Below are 18,390 nucleotides of genomic sequence, written 5' to 3'. Positions count from 1 at the left end.
TACACAGATATAAAAAAAATTTGCTGTTGAGCAAAAATACTGTGTCTCTTAAACGGCAGATAATCTAGCAAAGTATCAGCCTAGAGATAGAGTTGGCACATATAAATCAATAAAATTAACTAGGAGCGCAAATAATCATGTCTAACACAATTGAGCCAAAGTCTAATCTAGATATATCTCAACCATCTGAAACAACAGATATAGAACAAGAGCAAGAAGACTTGGAATTAAGTGATGAGCAGTTAGAAACCGTTGCAGGTGGTAAACCCCAATCCCCACTTGCCCCAGTAGATGTCTAAGTCTCATCCAGTCACTGAATATTTATCTGACGGTGTAACAAACTTTAACCCATCATAATTATTTTCATATATTTGAGTGTATTAGGGCAAAGTCCTTAATACACCATATCCATATATAGGAATTAGGACTTACGCATTGACACAATCTATCAAATATGAATTTTATCTCTTGTAGGGTGCGGTTCGGCAAGCTCACCAACCACGTCAGACCCGATAATTTAGGACACATACAGATTTTATCTATCTGACGCACCGCACTAATATGCGATTCCAAAAGCCTGAAACTAGGTAATTTCGTGCATAAATATCATATGAAGTTTCTACAGTGCGTCAGTCCTAGGAATATAGGAATCCTATTTGATTTTTGTTGGTGAAGCCTGCGCTTTGAGATTAAAAAACTCAGTACACAAAGCACACCGAACTTTCTAAAATCCTATTCCCCGCCTTCACGAGTAATTCAGTAATACAACCGGATTCGTATAGATGTTTTTTATTGCTATTTGATTAAATATTACTCTTAATAAAATTATTGAAAATTGCATCTTCATGAGCATTTTAAACAGCTTTAGCAACTGCATAGAATTAAATTTGAAGTAATGGAAATTATTGAGGATGGCATAAAAAATTCATGCAGTGCAATTACTATCAAGACCATCAAAAATCATGAAAAAACTTGTGCCGCGTTGTCATAACTCTCATTTATCGTGTATTAGTTTTCTACAATCCACACTACTGAACAAATCCACTAAATTAAACGTAAAATCTATTTCCTACACAGAGAGAAGCTTCGATTTCATCTGGCCACTTCATCAAAGAGGTTGGGTAGTTAAATCTATTGTATATTTTGTAATTTTAACTTCCTTATCAACACAAAAAACCTCAGCACAACTTACTCCTGATACTACCCTGGGAACTGAAAACTCCGTCATTACCCAAACCGTAAATAGCAAGGATATGAGTATTAACCGCATTGATGGCGGTGCTGCTCGTGGTGCTAACCTTTTCCATAGTTTCCAAGAATTCAATGTTGAGCAAGAAAGAGGTGTTTACTTCTCTCAACCTGCTGGTATTGAAAGAATTATCACAAGAGTCACCGGTTCTCACCCATCTCAAATCTTGGGAACTTTGGGGATATTGGGCAATGCTGACCTGTTTATGATTAATCCCCAGGGAATTATATTTGGTCAAAACGCCAGCCTAGATATCAAAGGCTCTTTTGTAGGCAGCACCGCCAGTAGTATCAACTTTGAAAATGGTATCCAATTTAGCGCTATTCATCCTGATGTTAAGCCTTTACTGAGTATTCATGTTCCCCTGGGCTTACAATTTAGCTCCAATTCTGGCAGCATCACCAACCTGAGTAAACTAGGTCTTCAGGTAGATTTAGGGCATACATTTGCTTTAGTTGGAGGTGATATCAACTTTGAAGGTGGTGCGGCAACTGTTGAAGGCAGAATTGAGTTAGGAAGTGTTAGTGACAACAGTTTAGTCAGCCTCAAACCACTAGCTTTAGGTTGGGAATTAGGCTATCAAGGAGTACACAACTTTAAAGACATTCTTATATCTCAAGGCGCTGCAATTGAAGTAAAACATAACCCAAATTCAACTTCTAATAGTCAAGGTGTTGATGTGATTACGATTCAAGGAAGGAACTTAACTATTAGTGAAGGTTCTTATATTTTTGCCGAAAACTTTAATCCCATCAATACACCCAATTTATTGATCAACACATCTGATTCTATCAAACTGATTGGAGTTGGAGCAGGCACTAATTTCGGTAGTGGCTTATATAATCAAACTTCATCTGCAAATAATGCGGGAAACATTATCATGGAAACCCAGCGACTAATTATTCAAGATGGAGGTGTAGTATCTACTAGCACCTTTGGCAATGGCAGAGCAGGTGATGTGACTATCAATACCTCAGAGTCTATAGAAGTAATTGGTTCTAATCCAGATCCCAGAAATGGTGTTGGTATTTTTTCAGATGCCAGTAATGGGAATGGAAGTAGTGGGAACTTGACCATTTATACAAAACGATTAATTATTCAAGGGGGGGGAGCAATCACAACATCCACAAGGACATCAGGTAAAGCTGGTGATTTATCTATCACCGCTAAGGAATCAATTGAACTGATAGGTGATAATAAGATTACTGGCTTGTTTGCTAACAGCTTGGCTGTAAACAATCCTGGTATTGGGGGTAACTTGGATGTGACTACAAAGCAGTTGAGCGTCAGCGACGGAGCAACGATCACAGTTAGTAATCGTTTTGGACAGGCAGGTAACTTAACAGTAACAGCAGATAAATTGTTTCTGAATCAAGGTAAATTAACAGCGAATACTGGCGCTAGTGAAAGCGGAGAAGGTGCGAATATTACCCTATCTCTGCAAAATTTATTGCTGATGCGGAATCAAAGTCTAATTTCCGCACAAGCTTCTGGTTTAGCTAACGGTGGTAATATTATCATTGATGCTAAAGATGGATTTGTTGTAGCATTATCTTCAGAAAATAGTGATATTATTGCCAACGCTGACAAAGGCAATGGAGGTAACATTAACATCACAACACAAGGGATTTTTGGCATAGATTATAATCTCCAAAACACTGAATTTAGTGATATTACAGCTAGTTCTCAGTTTGGCTTAAATGGTCAAGTAACCATCAATACCCTAAATATTGATCCCTCCCAAGGATTAGTCACATTATCTACTAATGTGCTTGATACCACCAATCAGATTGATCAGAGATGTGTGACTAGTAGAAAATTTGCACTTCAAAAAAATCAATTTACTGTTACTGGCAAGGGTGGATTTCCATCTAGTCCCAATGATTTATTTACAGGTACAACAGCACTAGTTGACTTAGTAGATTTAGTACCCAGTCAGAAAAATAATAGAGATATTCAACCAGTTGATGTTAGTGCCATTCCTCAAAAAGAGATTTTGGAAGCACAAGGATGGGTGATTGATGATCAAGGTCAAGTTCATTTGGTTGCTAAGGCAGTGAATACTCTGTCTATTAGTCCTATACTTCCTTCAATTTCTTGTTCCAAACCCTGATATCAAAACAATTCTGGCATCATGCTAGAGTCCTAACTAATAAACAGGTTATTCCAAAAGCCCGAAATTAGGCTATTTCCTTCATACATATCATGTGCATTTTGTACAGTAAGTTCTATATGCTATAGTTCTGATACCATAAAATTTCAAGTTATGAAACCAAAACTTTCTCCTTTTGGTGTGTTGCAAGAGCAAGATATTCAATGGATTTTAGATCAAGGCATAAAGAGGGAATTAGCTGTTGGTGATATCTTAATTCAAGAAGGAAGTTATATTCATAATCTGTTTATTATTTTAGAGGGAACTTTGTCGGTTTTTGTCTCCCAGCAGTCTGAGGTAGATACGGAAAATCCTGATCAGGAAATTGCTAGAATCACACCAGGAGAGATAGTAGGGGAAATTTCTTTTTTAGATAAACTACCAACATCAGCCACAGTCAAGTCATTTGAAAATTCAGTGGTTTTATCTTTATCTTGGCAACAATTATCATCTAAACTAAATTATGATTTAGGTTTTGCATCCCGTTTTTATCAAAGTCTTTGCATTTTGCTTGCTGAACGAATGCGGAAAATCACATTTCTTTTAGTTAGCCGCAAAGTATTGTCGAATCCTCCTTTGAGAAAAGTCCTATTTGTATTTGGAATTTTAGATGATATTGATATTGATTGGATACTCGCTACAGGAAAATTGTTGCAATATTCACCAGGGACAGTATTACTCCAACAAGGAGAAACAGTAGAGTCACTTTATATCCTTCTTGAAGGCAAATTAGCAGTATTTTTAGAAATTATTGAAAATGAAGTAAAAATTATTAAAGAAGTTGCTCAATTACCACAAGGGGAAATAGTAGGAGAAATGTCTTTTGTAGAAACAGGAAAAGCTTCTGCCACAGTAAAAGCATCAGCAATATCACTCTTATTGGCAATTCCTCAGCAGAAATTGAGAACTAAACTAGAGAATGATATGGGATTTGCATCCCGTTTTTATCGGGCAATTACAGTAGTTATCACAGATAGATTAAGAGAAAGAATGATTAGCAGAGGTTATCGTAATGTGGCATATATTCAAAGTCAATCTGTCTCTGAAGCTATGGAAGATGAAGATGAACTGAATTTAGATACTTTGGAAAATACAGCACTAGCTGCAACCAGATTTAATTGGCTATTAAAACAAGTCAGAAATAGTTATTAAGATAACAGTTTAGAGGATGTTTTAAAAGTCATGCTGTAGCTTGCTTCCCGTAGGATAAGTAGTGAAGCATCTCCGAGTAATCGCTCAAACCCTAGATTCTTTCCTTCGGAACGCTACGCGAACGTTCCACTCAGAATGACAAATTATACCTTTTCCAACTTTTCAAACACCCTCTTATAATCTGGCTGATAAACGCTCATCTATGATCACCAGATATCTAAAAAAATGACTAATGATAAAAATAAAAATCTATTCCGAAAACAAGCGCTAGATCATTTATCTTCCCCTGAGCAATTAGATCTACTAATTCATATTATTAAGCCTCAAGATTGGCTACATTTATCTGTATTAAGCACATTATTTTTACTAATTATTGTTTGGATGTTCTTGGGGAGAATTCCTATTTCGGTTAGTGGCAAAGGAGTATTAATTTATCCTCGTCAAATAGTAGACATACAATCCCCTATTTCTGGACAAATAAAACAGTTAAATGTAAAAGTTGGGGATTGTTTAAAGAAGAATAATGGTAATGAAATTGAACAAGCAGAAGAAATAATAGCATTCATTGACCCAATTGATCTTAAGCAACAGCTACAACAGGAAAAAACTAAATTAGAGGTATTACAACAACAAGATATTGAAGCTACTAATCTAGAAGTGCAAAAAAATCAACTAGAAAAATTAGCATTACAGCAACAAAGGGAAAGTTTACAACAACGGCTGCGAGATAATCAAGTTATAAGTCCTATTCTTAAAAATCAAACTAATAGTGCTATCCAACAGCGACAAGTAAGTTTGCAGCAAAATCTCAAGGATACAGAAGCTTTAGTGCCAGTATTTCGGGAGAGATTAGAGAAAAGGCAAGAACTATTTACCAAGGGAGCAATTTCCAAAGATGGAGTATTAGAATCTGATCAACAATATCGACAAAATCTACAAAATATATCTAATATTAAAGCACAGCTAAAGCAATTAGATGTAGACATAACTACAACAGAAAAACAATACATTGATAATGTTAATAATTTATCTGAAATACAAGTTAAGTTAGAAGAAATAACCACCAAAGAAAAAACTCTAAAACAACAAAATTTCACCGATGTAATTAACAGAAAAAATCAAATTTTACAAAACAAACAAGAAATTGATACCCTGGAACAAAAAATCAAAAACAACAGCATTATTAAAAGCCCTTATACTGGATGTATTCTTGAACTCACTACCAGTAATGGACAGGTAGTTAATACTGGGACTAGCATTGGTTCTCTAGAAATAAAAGCAGCAGCGTCTGAAAAATTAGTAGGAGTTACATATTTTTCTGTAGGAGATGGTAAAAAAATTAAACCTGGAATGGAAATTCAAATTACTCCTACTAGTGTGAAGCGAGAACAATTTGGGGGTATTGTTGGTAAGGTTATCTCTGTTTCACCTTTTCCCGTTACTAAACAAGGTGCGGTGAATGTTCTTGGTAATACTGAATTAGTAGAAAGTATAGTTACCAAATCTCAAGAACCACAAATAGAAGTATGGGCTGAATTAAAACCAAATTTTACTAATTTTAGCAAATATGAATGGTCTTCTTCTACTGGGCCAACAAACTTAAAGTTATCTTCGGGAACAACTACTAAAGTCAATATTATTTTAGAACAAAGACAACCTATCACATTTATTTTACCATTTTTGAGGGAATGGAGTGGCATCAATTAATCCCTGCCAGAGTTTCTGGCAACTTATTAAATATTCGAGAAAGAGGGTAAAAACGCCAACAGTGCTGCAAATGGAAGCGACTGAATGTGGTGCAGCCGCACTGGGTATTATTCTTGCTTATTATCAGCGCATTGTCCCTCTGGCAGAACTACGTCAAGAATGTGGGGTATCGAGAGATGGTAGTAAAGCTGCAAATATCCTCAAAGCTGCCCGACGTTATGGAATGCAAGCAAAAGGTTATAAAAAAGGTCTAGAATCTTTAGAAAAAGTTCAATTTCCTTATATTGTATTTTGGAATTTTAACCATTTTTTAGTAGTAGAAGGATTTAGCATCAATTGGGTTTATCTTAATGATCCAGCTAGTGGTAGATGCCAGGTGTCTAAGCAGGAATTCAATGAAGCTTATACGGGTATTGTATTAGTAATAGAACCGGGAGAAGATTTTAAAAAAGCTGGAGAAAAGCGCAATACTTTTTTGGCTTTATACTCCCGGTTTAAAAGTTCCTATGATGCTTTGCTGTTATCCATTTTAGCAGGAATTCTGCTGACGTTAACTCGGTTAGCTTTACCTGCAATTGCACAATTTTTTACAGATGAAATTCTCATTCAAGGGCGAGAAGAATGGCTAAAACCTCTGTTGTTGGCTATAGTAATTACCGCTATACTCCAAATATTAATAAGGCAATTACAATTACTATATTTGCGGCGATTAACTATTAAATTATCAATGGTGATGACAGGTAATTTTATTTGGCATATTCTGCGTTTACCTATCAATTTTTACGCTCAACGTTTCGCTGGTGATATTAGTAATCGTGTAAATTTGAATAAAAATGTAGTTAATGGTTTAAATAATATCAGCACGACAATCATTGATACCTTGATGTTGGTATTTTATGCAGTGATGATGCTCATTTATGATCAAGTTTTAACGATAATGACCATCAGCTTTGCTGTTCTTAATCTTTTAACTTTACAGATGGTGAAAAGATTTCGGGTAGATGCAAACTTAAAGGTAAGTCAAGAACGAGATCAACTTTATGGTTTTGCTACTAGTGGGATTCAAAATATAGAAACGGTGAAATCATCTGGCTTAGAATCAAGTTTATTTGCTAAGTTTGCCGGATATTATACTAAATTTCATAATGCCCAACAAAAGCTAGATTTACAGAGTTTATATTTAAATCTGTTACCAACAATTTTTAGCTATCTTGCAACTACTATCATTTTAGTAGTAGGAGGTGTGCGAGTGATGGAAGGTAGCATGAGTATGGGAATGTTAATTGCTTATCAAAGTTTGGTAACTAGTTTTCTCCAACCAGTTAATAGCTTGGTCAATTTTGGTGCTAATTTACAACTTTTAGAGGCTGATCTGGAACGTCTAGATGATGTTTTTAATAATGCTATCGATTCTGAAGTTACTAGAGAATTAGTGATTAAAAATGATGATGTTTCGTTATTATTAGAGGGACAGGTTGAGTTACGTAATCTTACGTTTGGCTACAATCACTTAGAAGCGCCTTTAGTTGAGAATTTTAACTTGATTGTCCAATCAGGACAGAGAGTGGCATTGGTGGGAGGTAGTGGTTCTGGTAAATCTACGATTAGCAAACTAATTACAGGGCTTTATACTCCTTGGAATGGGGAAATTTTGTTTGATGGTATTCCTCGTCAACAAATTCCACGTTTGGTATTAGCAAATTCATTGGCAATGGTGGAACAAGATATCTTTTTGTTTGAGGGAACAGTTAGAGATAATTTGACTCTTTGGGATGAATCTATATCAGATGTTGATATTATAAAAGCTTGTCAGGATGCGGAAATTCATAGTTTGATTATGTCTTTACCCGGAGGATACAATGCTCAATTAAGTGAGGGTGGTTTAAATATTAGTGGGGGACAACGCCAACGTTTAGAAATTGCTAGGGCTTTAGTCAGAAATCCGGTGATTTTGGTGATGGATGAAGCTACAAGTTCTTTGGATGCGGAAACTGAACTAATTATCGATCGCAATATTCGTCGTCGTGGTGTATCTTGTATTATTGTTGCCCATCGTCTTAGCACTATTCGAGACTGTGATGAAATTATTGTGTTAGATAAAGGAAAGGTGGTACAACGTGGAAGTCATGAAGAATTGCGATCGCAAGCAGGAACTTATAGTTATTTACTAGATAAGTAAAAATTAGCACAAAATTCAGGAGTCAGGGGTTCGGAGTTTGGGGTTCGGGTGTCTGGCGTTGAATTTAGATTCTTTACTTCATTGATCTGCTATGGGCTGTAAATCCTAATATGATTAATTTATGGTGGTTATTTTTGGCTAATAATATTGGCTTTAAGGATAAATAAATCCGAATAAATGTATCAATAAAAAATATCAAAGTATTAATTTAAACTCTTGTATTCTCACTTCTCAATTTGTCTTGAACATATGATAGAAGATTTTAATTTTAAGTTTCTATTGGATTAGATTTTTGTAGAGCTACTTTGTCCACAAACTAGGATAAATATATGTTAAAATTATAGCAAAATATGACAATTATTCAAGACTAATTTGACATAATTTTGTATTTTGTCAAGTACAAAGGCTAAAACCTGCATTTTTTGGAGTTTTGTAGTTTATGACAACCTCACAGGAGAGGATTATCCCGACGGATTTGCGAAATGAAATGTCGCGATCTTATCTGGAATACGCCATGAGCGTAATTGTAGGTCGGGCGCTGCCAGATGCCAGGGATGGTCTAAAACCTGTGCATCGACGCATTCTCTACGCCATGCACGAGTTGGGTTTGCTGCCCGATCGCCCTTTTCGGAAAAGCGCCCGTGTGGTGGGGGAAGTTTTAGGTAAATTTCACCCCCACGGTGACACGGCTGTGTATGATGCGTTGGTGCGGATGGCGCAGGATTTTTCGATGCGATCGCCTTTAATCAACGGACATGGTAACTTTGGTTCTGTAGATAATGACCCGCCGGCGGCAATGCGGTACACAGAATGTCGTTTGCAAGGTCTAACCAGCGCGGCATTATTGCAAGATATTGAATCAGAAACGGTAGATTTTGCCGATAACTTCGACGGTTCCCAACAAGAACCGACAGTTTTACCCTCACGTATTCCCCAACTACTACTCAATGGTTCTTCTGGGATTGCGGTGGGAATGGCCACAAACATTCCTCCTCACAACTTAGGAGAAGTGATTGATGGGTTAGTGGCACTAATTCACAATCCAGAAATCACCCCAGTTCAGTTAATGCAGTATATCCACGGGCCGGACTTCCCAACCGGGGCGCTGGTTTTAGGAACAGCAGCAATTAAAGAAGCTTACACCACTGGGCGCGGTTCCATTACCATGCGCGGCGTTGCCAATATTGAAACTATTGAACAACGAAATAGACCAGACCGGGAGGCAATTATTATCACAGAATTGCCTTACCAAACCAACAAAGCGGCATTAATCGAAAAAATTGCCGAGTTGGTGAACGATAAGCGCATTGATGGCATTTCTGATATTCGGGATGAGAGCGATCGCGATGGGATGCGAATCGTCATAGAATTAAAACGCGATGCTTATCCCCGTGTTGTTTTAAATAACCTTTACAAACAAACCCCACTGCAAGCCAACTTTGGCGCGAATATGTTGGCATTGGTGAATGGTGAACCCCAAATCCTCACCATTAAAGACTTCTTAACAGTCTTCCTCGATTTCCGCATCGAAACCATTAACAGACGGACACGTTTCCAACTGCGAAAAGCAGAAGAACGAGATCATCTTTTACAAGGTTTATTAATTGCCTTATCACATTTAGATGCAATTATCGTTTTAATTCGTCATGCACCAGATGCACCCACAGCTAAAGGGGAGTTAATTACAACCTATGGACTTTCAGAAGTACAAGCAGATGCAATTTTGCAAATGCAATTGCGACGGTTAACAGCCTTAGAAGCCGATAAAATTCGTCTGGAACACGAAGAATTACAAAATATAATTGCCGACTTGCAGGATATTTTGGACAGACGGGAACGGGTGTTAGAAATTATTGAAACCGAAATTAGTCAAATCAAAACTAGCTTCGCTACACCCCGACGCACACTCATTACCCACGGTGAAGGTGATTTAGATGATCTTGACCTCATCGCTAATGAAAAAGTCCTGATTCTGATTACCAAACAAGGCTACATCAAACGGATGCCCGTGAGTACCTTTGAAGCCCAAAGCCGCGCTACAAGAGGCAAAGCCGGGGCTAAAGTCAAAGAAGATGACACCATTGAGCATTTCTTCACTTGCTGCGACCACGATAGCGTACTATTTTTTAGCGATCGCGGTGTCGTCTACTCAATGAGAACCTATCAAATCCCCCTTGGTTCTCGTACCAGTCGCGGTACACCCATCGTGCAGATGTTACCCATACCCAAAGAAGAAAAAATCACCTCCATCGTCCCTGTAGACGAATTTAGGGAAGATGAATATTTGATCATGCTCACCAAAGGCGGTAACATCAAAAAAACCGCACTGGCAGCATTTAGTAACATTCGCGCTAATGGTTTAATTGCCATATCCTTAGAAGAAGGCGACCAACTACGCTGGGTACGAAGAGCAAAAGTAGAAGATAGCGTCATCATTGGTTCTCGTAACGGCATGGCTATTCACTTCCGCTGTACCCAAGAACAACTGCGTCCCCTCGGTAGGGCGACTCGTGGTGTAAAATCCATGAAACTCAAAAAAGGTGATGAATTAGTGGGAATGGATATTCTTCCAGCCGCAGTTCTCGAAACTTTGAATACCGAGACAGAAGCGGAAATCGAAGAAATCATCGAAACCGAAGAAATCATCGAAACCGAAGAAATCATTGAAACCGAAGAAACCGCAGAAGTACCCAACAACAGTACTGGCCCTTGGGTGTTAGTAATTACGATGGGAGGATATGGAAAGCGCGTTCCAGTTGCACAATTCCGACTCCAAAATCGTGCCGGTCAAGGTTTAACAGCCACCAAATTTAAAAACCGCAAAACCAAAGACAAACTAGCAACCCTGCACATTGTCAACAACGACGAAGAAATCATGATGGTCACAAATCGCGGTATCATTATTCGTCAAGCTGTGAATGCAATTTCCGTACAATCACGTTCAGCTACTGGGGTGAGAGTGCAGCGTTTAGACGAAGATGATGCTATTACAGGAGTAGCGATTGTTCCAGCAGATACGGTTGAAACTGGTGAACTTGGTGAAACTGGCGAAATTGGCGAGTTAGAAGCAGCCGAATAACTATAAAAGATAAAGTATGAAGTCTTTGGAAAAAAAGCTGTTTTCATCCTTCCATCTTTACACTTTATCCTTGATCAGCGGCCTGTTGATGGGGGTGACAGTCGCCCCCGTCGGCGCTTGGGTTTTCGCCTGGTTTGCCCTTGCACCACTCTGGATATTGGTAATTAAATATACTGGCAATAAAATACTCTATGCCTTTATTTGGGCGATCGCATATCATGGATTTGCCCTATCCTGGATCACCGGCATCTATCCTATGGATTGGTTAGGTGTTCCCCCCTTACCAGGTTTAGCAATCACTCTTTTTTGTTGGTTATTTATTAGCCTCTGGGGAGGAATATTAGTCTCCCTTTGGGCAGCTTTAATGGTGCGGTTAGACAAGCAAAAACCCTGGTTGCGTGTATTAGTTGGTACGGCTTTATGGTGCGCCTTAGAAAGCCTTTGGAGTGCAAGTCCTTTGTGGTGGAGTTCTCTAGCTTATACTCAATCACCACACAATCTGGTAATTTTACATTTGGGTCAATTGTCTGGTACTAGTGCTGTAACGGCTGTTATTGTGGCTGTTAATGGCTTGGTTGCTGAGGCTTGGATTTATTATGAAAAGCTCACGCAAAGTCGCAAAGGCGCAAAGGAAGAAAAGCAAGAAAGAAAAACCTCTGTGTACTCTGCGTCTCTGCGGTTCGTTAATTATTATTTAATCCTTGCTATCGGACTATTGATTATCTCTCATATTTTAGGGTTTATTTTATATACTCAACCTTTGCATGATAGCCAAAATACTGCTTTAAAAATTGGTATTGTTCAAGGTAATATTCCTAATAAAATTAAATTGCTTCCTGAAGGATTTCGTCGGGCGATTACAGGTTATACTGAGGGATATTTAGAATTAGCAAATCAAGGTGTTAATGGAGTTCTTACACCTGAAGGTGCGTTACCTGTATATGAAAGCAATTTCAGTAATACACCTTTGGTTGCAGCAATACGAGAAAAAGGTGTGGTTGCTTGGATAGGTGCTTTTGGAAAACGGGGGAAAAGCTATACAAACAGTTTATTTACTGTCGTTGGTAATGGAGAAGTTACCAGCCGTTACGATAAATCTAAACTAGTTCCTTTGGGAGAATATATTCCTTTTGAACAAATTTTAGGGGCGCTTGTACAACGTTTATCACCATTAGATGAACATCAAGTTCATGGTTTACCAAATCAAGTTTTTGATACTCCCTTTGGCAGGGCAATTGTGGGAATTTGTTATGAATCAGCATTTCCAGAAATCTTCCGTCGTCAAGCTTTAAAGGGTGGGCAATTTATCCTCAGTTCTTCTAATGATGCCCATTACACGTCTGCTATGTCAGACCAACATCATGCCCAGGATATCATGCGGGCTATTGAAACCGATAGATGGGCTGTTAGGGCAACAAATACGGGATATTCGGCTTTTGTTGATCCTCATGGCAGAACTTTATGGAAATCGGGCTATAACACTTACGAAACCCATGCAGAAACTATTTATCGTCGTCAAACGCAGACTTTATATGTGCGTTGGGGTGATTGGTTGATGCCTTTGTTGTTGGTTCTAGGGGTTTTAGGGTGGATATTCCGATGATTTTTCTGTGCTTTTTTAACCTGACTTTTCAAACATGCTCTTAAATAAACCTTTTGCAGTAGAGACGTTTCATGAAACATCTCTACTATTTCCACTGAATTTAACTACTCAATGCCTTAATAAACCGTTGCAAACTCTTGAATACACTAGCTTTTTTTGTGGGTGTTCCGTCGGTGGTGGTTTGCGGTTGTCCTTTCATGAGAATTACATCTATTTCATCACCAGAAGGACGTTTAGGTAATTCAGCGATTTTTTGATATTCGTCGTTGGTTTCTAGCCATACTTCCCAATCTCCAGGGTAGCAACGAAACAGGGCAGATTCATCATCAACGGGACGCAGATAATAACAAGATTCAATGGTGCTAATAAAACGTCTGCGGGTTTCTCTAGCCGCATAACCGATACCTACCACACCGGAATCTTCTAAACGGGGATTTAATAAAATAAAGGGACGTGTGCCTATGATTTCACAGAGTTTTTCTAATTGTGGCACTTCCACAGAAGTGGGAGCGATAAACAGGAAAATTTCATCTTCTGGCTGAATTTTGGTTTCTAAAGATGCCGCCCTACCTGTACCGATATCTTCAACTTTAAATGGTGAATCTGCCCAATCTCGACGGGCTAAAGCGGCGGCCCCAGCATCTGCAAAAAAGACTTTCAGCCGGGATTCATATTTAGCGAACAGGGGTATAAACTGTTCTGCAATGGGCATAATTTTGAGTTCGGGAAACAGAAAATCAACTTGAATGCGATTCATACCATCAGCTAAAGCCGATTTTACAGCTTCACGGGATTGTGCGATCGCATCTTCTAGGGTTTTGGGTAATTCAGCCATAATTTATAAAGTCTCTCAAATTAATGATCAATATTTCGATTCTCTCACCACCAAAGAAGAATTTACTTCTCCGCGAACCTCTGCGCTTACCTCCGCGTCCCTCTGCGTTAAAAAACAATACCCCTCTCCGCCACCGGAAAGGGGTAAATCACAAATGAACGCACTAGCTAATAAGCATCTTGCAACTCATAGAAATCAGGCGAAATGTAATCCTTACGCAAAGGCCAACCTACCCAATCTTCCGGCATCAAAATCCGCTTCAAATTAGGATGACCTTCATAGATAATGCCATACATATCATAAGACTCACGCTCTTGCCAGTCCGCAGTCTTCCAAATCCAGTAAACTGAAGGCACAGAGGGATTTTCTCTAGGTAAGAACACCTTCACCCGGACTTCTGCCGGCTTATCAGCATTATCATTTACCTTCACCAAATGATAGACACTGACCAAATCTTGTCCTGGCCCCAAGTCAATACCTCCCTGAAACTGGAGATAATTAAACCCGTAGGCGTACAAAGCTGTAGCGGTAGGAAGCAAGAAATCAGGTGCTACCTTAATAATCTCCACCCCATTCACGTCTGGGGCTAAAGATTCATGGTCAAAACCATTTTCTGTCAACCACTGGGAAACCTCACCTGCTGGAACTATAGCCTCTTCAGCCGCAGGAACTAATTTAGATTCTTCTTCAGCCACGCTTTTCTGCCTCCTTTGTCTTTGTTGTCAGTAGCGCAGGTGGTATGGGCATACCCATTGCTTCCGTCAATTCCTTCGGTGGAGTAAAGCGGGTATCTGACTGCATATACTTACCAGTTAAAATTTCCGGTACTGGTTTCAAGTTATGAGTCGTGCTGTAATAACGGTGAGTTTGTTTAATTTGACCCCGTTCTTGCATGGAATCATTAGCAATTTTTTTCCGCAACTTAATAATTGCATCAATAATTGCTTCAGGACGAGGAGGACAACCAGGTAAATACACATCAACTGGAATCAGCTTATCAACTCCGCGCACAGCACTAGGAGAATCAACACTGAACATTCCGCCAGTAATTGTACAAGCACCCATAGCAATTACATACTTGGGTTCGGGCATTTGTTCATAAAGACGCACCAATTGAGGAGCCATCTTCATGGTGATTGTACCAGCAGTGATGATTAAATCAGCTTGCCGGGGACTAGAACGGGGAATTAGACCAAAACGGTCAAAATCAAAGCGAGAGCCAATTAAAGCCGCAAATTCGATGAAGCAACAAGCTGTACCAAACAGCAAAGGCCACAAACTAGAAAGTCGCGCCCAATTGTAGAGGTCATCAACAGTGGTTAAGATGACGTTTTCTGACAGTTCTTGAGTAACTGTAGGACGCTCAACCGGGTTAATGATGCGCTCTTTGTCCTGGGTGGTTATGTTAGAATTTAAGACCATTCCAATGCTCCTTTACGCCATGCGTAAACTAAGGCGATTACAAGAATCGCAATAAAAACTAACGCTTCAATAAACGCTAATAACCCTAAACGATGGAAAGCAACTGCCCAAGGGTACAAGAATACAGTTTCCACGTCAAAAACTACAAAAACCAGCGCGAACATATAGTAGCGAATGTTGAATTGAATCCAGGCTCCGCCAATGGGTTCCATGCCGGATTCATAAGTGGTGCGCCGTTCTGGGCTGAAACTACTAGGTCTGAGAAGCTTGGACGCTGAGAGCGCCAGGGCTGGTACTAGGCTACAAAGGAGGAAGAAGCCTAGAAGGTATTCGTAACCGCTAAGGACAAACACAATGTATATCTACCGCTGATGGTGCAATTGAAATGGATAATTTTCTCTTACATTATTATATCTTTCCCGGCTTTTTGAAATCGTGGAATTAAACACACTGAGGGTAAGGTGTTGATTTAATTGGCAATTAGTCTAAAAATGCTCATACAGTTTCTATGAATAGCAAGAAATGGGTGGTATTGAAGCGCCGTAAGTCCCTAAATTGAGGAATGGGTAGAATAAATTAACAATATGAATTCCTTGATAGAAGCTACTAATAGTTACAATAGAGAAACCTATGAATGCATTGCGAGAGCGATAGCGAAGCGCTCCGTAGGAATCGCATTTATGCAAAAAAATTATCTACACCAGCCTGACTTGGCAACTGTCGCCCAACACGTACATCTGAGCGAGTATCACTTTCAGCGATTATTTACGAAATGGGCAGGAATCAGTCCCAAACGTTTCTGGCAATATCTCACGGTTGAGTATGCAAAATCAAAAATTGCTGAGACTAAGAGCCTTTTAAATCTAACTATGGATGTGGGGTTATCAAGTCCGGGACGTTTACACGACTTGTTTGTGAAGCTAGAAGCCATGTCACCCGGTGAATTTAAATCCGGGGGTGCTGGGTTGAAGATTTGCTATGGGATTCATGAAACCCCTTTTGGTGATTGTCTCATTGCCACAACAGCGCGTGGCATCTGCAATCTTCATTTCCTCAATGCAAAAGATGAAGAAATTGCTGAACATACGCTACGTAAAGAATGGAAAAATGCGGAAATTATTCATGATCAGCAAGTGACAAAAGAAACTATCACTCGCATCTTCCAACCAGTTGCAGAAAATAGTCCTTCCTTAGTTCTGAACGTGAAAGGGACTAACTTCCAGATTCAAGTTTGGCGATCGCTACTGAGAGTTCCCTGGGGAGGGATTACCACCTATCAAGGTTTAGCAGCATCAATCGATCGTCCCACCGCTGCTAGAGCCGTAGGTAACGCCATAGGAAGTAATCCAGTTGCATACTTAATTCCCTGTCATCGGGTAATTCGAGCATCGGGTGAGATGGGCGGTTATAGGTGGGGATTAGAACGTAAAACGATGATTCTAGGATGGGAAGCAAGTCGAAATCAGTATTAAGGATTGTAGGTACATTGACTTTGAATAGCAATTCCGACGCAGTAAAAAGCTCTGGAATTCAGAAATGACAAATATTTTCGGAAATTAATAGAATAGGGATAACTAGCCCTATCCTTTGATATTGTCATTCATAATTATGGCGCTCTGCAAAAGCGTTAATTTCATTCACTAACCATGCTTTCTCGTGATCACTCAAAAACAGTCCAAGCTTGATATTTGTTGAGGCGATCGCTAAAGTAAAAAACGAGTTGAGATTTTTCACTATAAAAAACTGGTGCTGCATAGGAATCAAGCTGGCCTGGAGTTTTGCATTTCGTCTAATTGGTAGTAGTTGCAAAGTAAAAAATCCTAAAGAGTATATCTTTTGAATCCTCCAGCAAGGCTGAATCTCAATCCGAGTACGAAAGGCACTGCTAAATAGCAAACTTTGAGCCGCATTAAGGTAAATACCTAAAGCTAAGGGGAAAAAGCCGATCAAAACAAGAAGGCGGAATATTAGCTCCCCTCCAAAGTAAAAATCATATTTGGGTTCTAGCACCTCAACAATAAAAGCATCAACAATCCAAAAGATAAAGACACATCCAAACACTGGTGATAACCCTAACCACAAACTCTGAGGACTATTGAGGAGTGGGGAAGGAATATCAATGATCATTTTGTCGGTTGTGGTGGTTAATTGAATTTTGCTTTGTTTGGGTTTTTTGTAGGTAGTTGCACGCGGCGGGAGTGGTTGCTTTCCTTGCAAGACAACTAACGCTTCTACAGCCGAAGGGAATCTTACTGTACTGATTGGTTCAATCATTCGCTCTAACCAAGCAGCGAAGCGTTTGGGCAATTGGACAACACTATGAAAGTCAATTGTAAGTTGGTGGTGTGGTAAATCTGCGGGGGATTTGCTTGTTAATAAAAATAACAATGTTGTCCCCAGTCCATACAAGTCAGTAGATAACACTGCCTGTCCGCGAAATTGTTCGGGAGCCATATAGCCAAAGGTTCCCACTACTGTACTGCCACCAGTTACAGTATTGTGATAGGTATCTTGAACTGCCCCAAAATCTACCAGAAAAATCTGCCCATTCTCCTGACGGATAAGATTTTGTGGTTTAATATCACGATGAATTACGGGTGGAGTTAACTGCTGCAAATACACGAGGATTTCTAGCACTTGAGCAGCGATCGCTTGGACTTGATCAACGCTTGGTTTCCAGCCTTGATTAACTAGCTCAAACAGAGATTGTCCTGCGGCTAGTTCTTGCACCAGATAGAAAGCGCGATCGCCATCTGTTTCTATTTCAAAGTAATTCAAATATTGCGGAATCCCCGGATAGTTTAGATTAGCAAGAATTTTCGCTTCTCGTGCAAATAATTCCAGCATTTTCCAATCTTTGATGCGATGCAAGGAAAGCATTTTCAGCGCCACAGGTTGATTAGTTTGCAAATCAAAAGCCGCATAAGTAATACCCATACCACCATGTCCTAAAACATGGCGAATCTGATATCGTTCCGCAATCACATCACCGCAGTTGTGTAACGTGTTCAT

The 18,390-nt window shown here is 39.3% G+C and carries 13 protein-coding genes; 8 read left to right on the top strand and 5 right to left on the bottom strand.

Annotated elements, in window-relative coordinates:
• Window positions 1-137: 137 nt before the first annotated feature.
• The 7 genes from AC012T_RS13340 (at window position 138) to lnt (ending at window position 13,121) form a co-directional block, all read left to right on the top strand.
• A complete protein-coding gene (locus AC012T_RS13340) occupies window positions 138-299 on the top strand; it encodes a hypothetical protein (protein ID WP_487058991.1) in 162 nt (53 codons plus the stop codon).
• A gap of 663 nt (window positions 300-962) precedes the next feature.
• Entirely contained in the window at window positions 963-3,362 is a 2,400-nt protein-coding gene (locus tag AC012T_RS13335) for a two-partner secretion domain-containing protein (protein WP_487058989.1), read from the top strand.
• Window positions 3,363-3,515: 153 nt separating this feature from the next.
• Entirely contained in the window at window positions 3,516-4,553 is a 1,038-nt protein-coding gene (locus AC012T_RS13330; RefSeq protein WP_487058987.1) for a cyclic nucleotide-binding domain-containing protein, read from the top strand.
• 225 nt (window positions 4,554-4,778) lie between these two features.
• The gene (locus AC012T_RS13325; protein ID WP_487058986.1) at window positions 4,779-6,260 is read left to right on the top strand and encodes an NHLP bacteriocin system secretion protein; all 1,482 of its coding nucleotides are present in this window, start codon (window positions 4,779-4,781) and stop codon (window positions 6,258-6,260) included.
• Between the two features lie 70 nt (window positions 6,261-6,330).
• Window positions 6,331-8,439: an NHLP family bacteriocin export ABC transporter peptidase/permease/ATPase subunit gene (locus AC012T_RS13320; RefSeq protein ID WP_487058984.1), complete on the top strand. Its 2,109-nt coding sequence runs from the start codon at window positions 6,331-6,333 to the stop codon at window positions 8,437-8,439.
• Window positions 8,440-8,878: 439 nt separating this feature from the next.
• Window positions 8,879-11,518, top strand: a complete 2,640-nt coding sequence (gene gyrA / locus AC012T_RS13315) for a DNA gyrase subunit A (RefSeq protein ID WP_487058982.1) — start codon at window positions 8,879-8,881, stop codon at window positions 11,516-11,518.
• Between the two features lie 16 nt (window positions 11,519-11,534).
• Window positions 11,535-13,121 (top strand): apolipoprotein N-acyltransferase, encoded by a 1,587-nt coding sequence (lnt, locus tag AC012T_RS13310; RefSeq protein ID WP_487058980.1) that lies wholly within the window; start codon window positions 11,535-11,537, stop codon window positions 13,119-13,121.
• 100 nt (window positions 13,122-13,221) lie between these two features.
• Here the strand turns inward: lnt and AC012T_RS13305 are convergent, their stop codons facing one another.
• From AC012T_RS13305 to ndhC, 4 genes are all read right to left on the bottom strand, one after another.
• Window positions 13,222-13,956: a DUF1995 family protein gene (locus AC012T_RS13305; RefSeq protein ID WP_487058979.1), complete on the bottom strand. Its 735-nt coding sequence runs from the start codon at window positions 13,954-13,956 to the stop codon at window positions 13,222-13,224.
• A 167-nt stretch (window positions 13,957-14,123) separates the two neighbouring features.
• Entirely contained in the window at window positions 14,124-14,651 is a 528-nt protein-coding gene (locus AC012T_RS13300; RefSeq protein ID WP_487058978.1) for an NAD(P)H-quinone oxidoreductase subunit J, read from the bottom strand.
• Window positions 14,644-15,378, bottom strand: coding sequence for a photosynthetic/respiratory NAD(P)H-quinone oxidoreductase subunit K (gene ndhK, locus AC012T_RS13295; RefSeq protein ID WP_438891902.1), 735 nt, complete (start codon window positions 15,376-15,378; stop codon window positions 14,644-14,646). The genes AC012T_RS13300 and ndhK overlap by 8 nt, the downstream gene beginning before the upstream one ends.
• Window positions 15,369-15,731 carry a photosynthetic/respiratory NAD(P)H-quinone oxidoreductase subunit C gene (gene ndhC / locus AC012T_RS13290; protein ID WP_015214106.1) on the bottom strand — a complete coding sequence of 121 codons (363 nt, stop codon included), beginning with the start codon at window positions 15,729-15,731 and terminating at the stop codon, window positions 15,369-15,371. Before ndhC ends, ndhK begins: the two co-directional genes overlap by 10 nt.
• Window positions 15,732-15,962: 231 nt before the next feature.
• Here ndhC and AC012T_RS13285 point away from each other — a divergent pair, with 231 nt between their 5' ends.
• A complete protein-coding gene (locus AC012T_RS13285; protein ID WP_487058976.1) occupies window positions 15,963-16,850 on the top strand; it encodes a methylated-DNA--[protein]-cysteine S-methyltransferase in 888 nt (295 codons plus the stop codon).
• Between the two features lie 124 nt (window positions 16,851-16,974).
• On the opposite strand, the gene AC012T_RS13280 is transcribed toward AC012T_RS13285, so the two are convergent.
• Window positions 16,975-18,390, bottom strand: a complete 1,416-nt coding sequence (locus tag AC012T_RS13280; protein WP_487058975.1) for a serine/threonine protein kinase — start codon at window positions 18,388-18,390, stop codon at window positions 16,975-16,977.

The organism is Anabaena sp. EIM26, assembly GCF_057568715.1.
This window is presented reverse-complemented; position numbering and strand designations above follow the sequence as displayed.

Bases quoted from the DNA above. Each gene is read 5' to 3' on its own strand.
- AC012T_RS13285 (WP_487058976.1), top strand. From the start codon at position 15,963: ATGAATTCCTTGATAGAAGCTACTAATAGTTACAATAGAGAAACCTAT.
- AC012T_RS13280 (WP_487058975.1), bottom strand. From the start codon at position 18,390: ATGAACACGTTACACAACTGCGGTGATGTGATTGCGGAACGATATCAG.
- lnt (WP_487058980.1), top strand. From the start codon at position 11,535: ATGAAGTCTTTGGAAAAAAAGCTGTTTTCATCCTTCCATCTTTACACT.
- AC012T_RS13340 (WP_487058991.1), top strand. From the start codon at position 138: ATGTCTAACACAATTGAGCCAAAGTCTAATCTAGATATATCTCAACCA.
- AC012T_RS13305 (WP_487058979.1), bottom strand. From the start codon at position 13,956: ATGGCTGAATTACCCAAAACCCTAGAAGATGCGATCGCACAATCCCGT.
- AC012T_RS13335 (WP_487058989.1), top strand. From the start codon at position 963: ATGAAAAAACTTGTGCCGCGTTGTCATAACTCTCATTTATCGTGTATT.
- AC012T_RS13325 (WP_487058986.1), top strand. From the start codon at position 4,779: ATGACTAATGATAAAAATAAAAATCTATTCCGAAAACAAGCGCTAGAT.
- AC012T_RS13320 (WP_487058984.1), top strand. From the start codon at position 6,331: ATGGAAGCGACTGAATGTGGTGCAGCCGCACTGGGTATTATTCTTGCT.
- AC012T_RS13330 (WP_487058987.1), top strand. From the start codon at position 3,516: ATGAAACCAAAACTTTCTCCTTTTGGTGTGTTGCAAGAGCAAGATATT.
- ndhK (WP_438891902.1), bottom strand. From the start codon at position 15,378: ATGGTCTTAAATTCTAACATAACCACCCAGGACAAAGAGCGCATCATT.
- gyrA (WP_487058982.1), top strand. From the start codon at position 8,879: ATGACAACCTCACAGGAGAGGATTATCCCGACGGATTTGCGAAATGAA.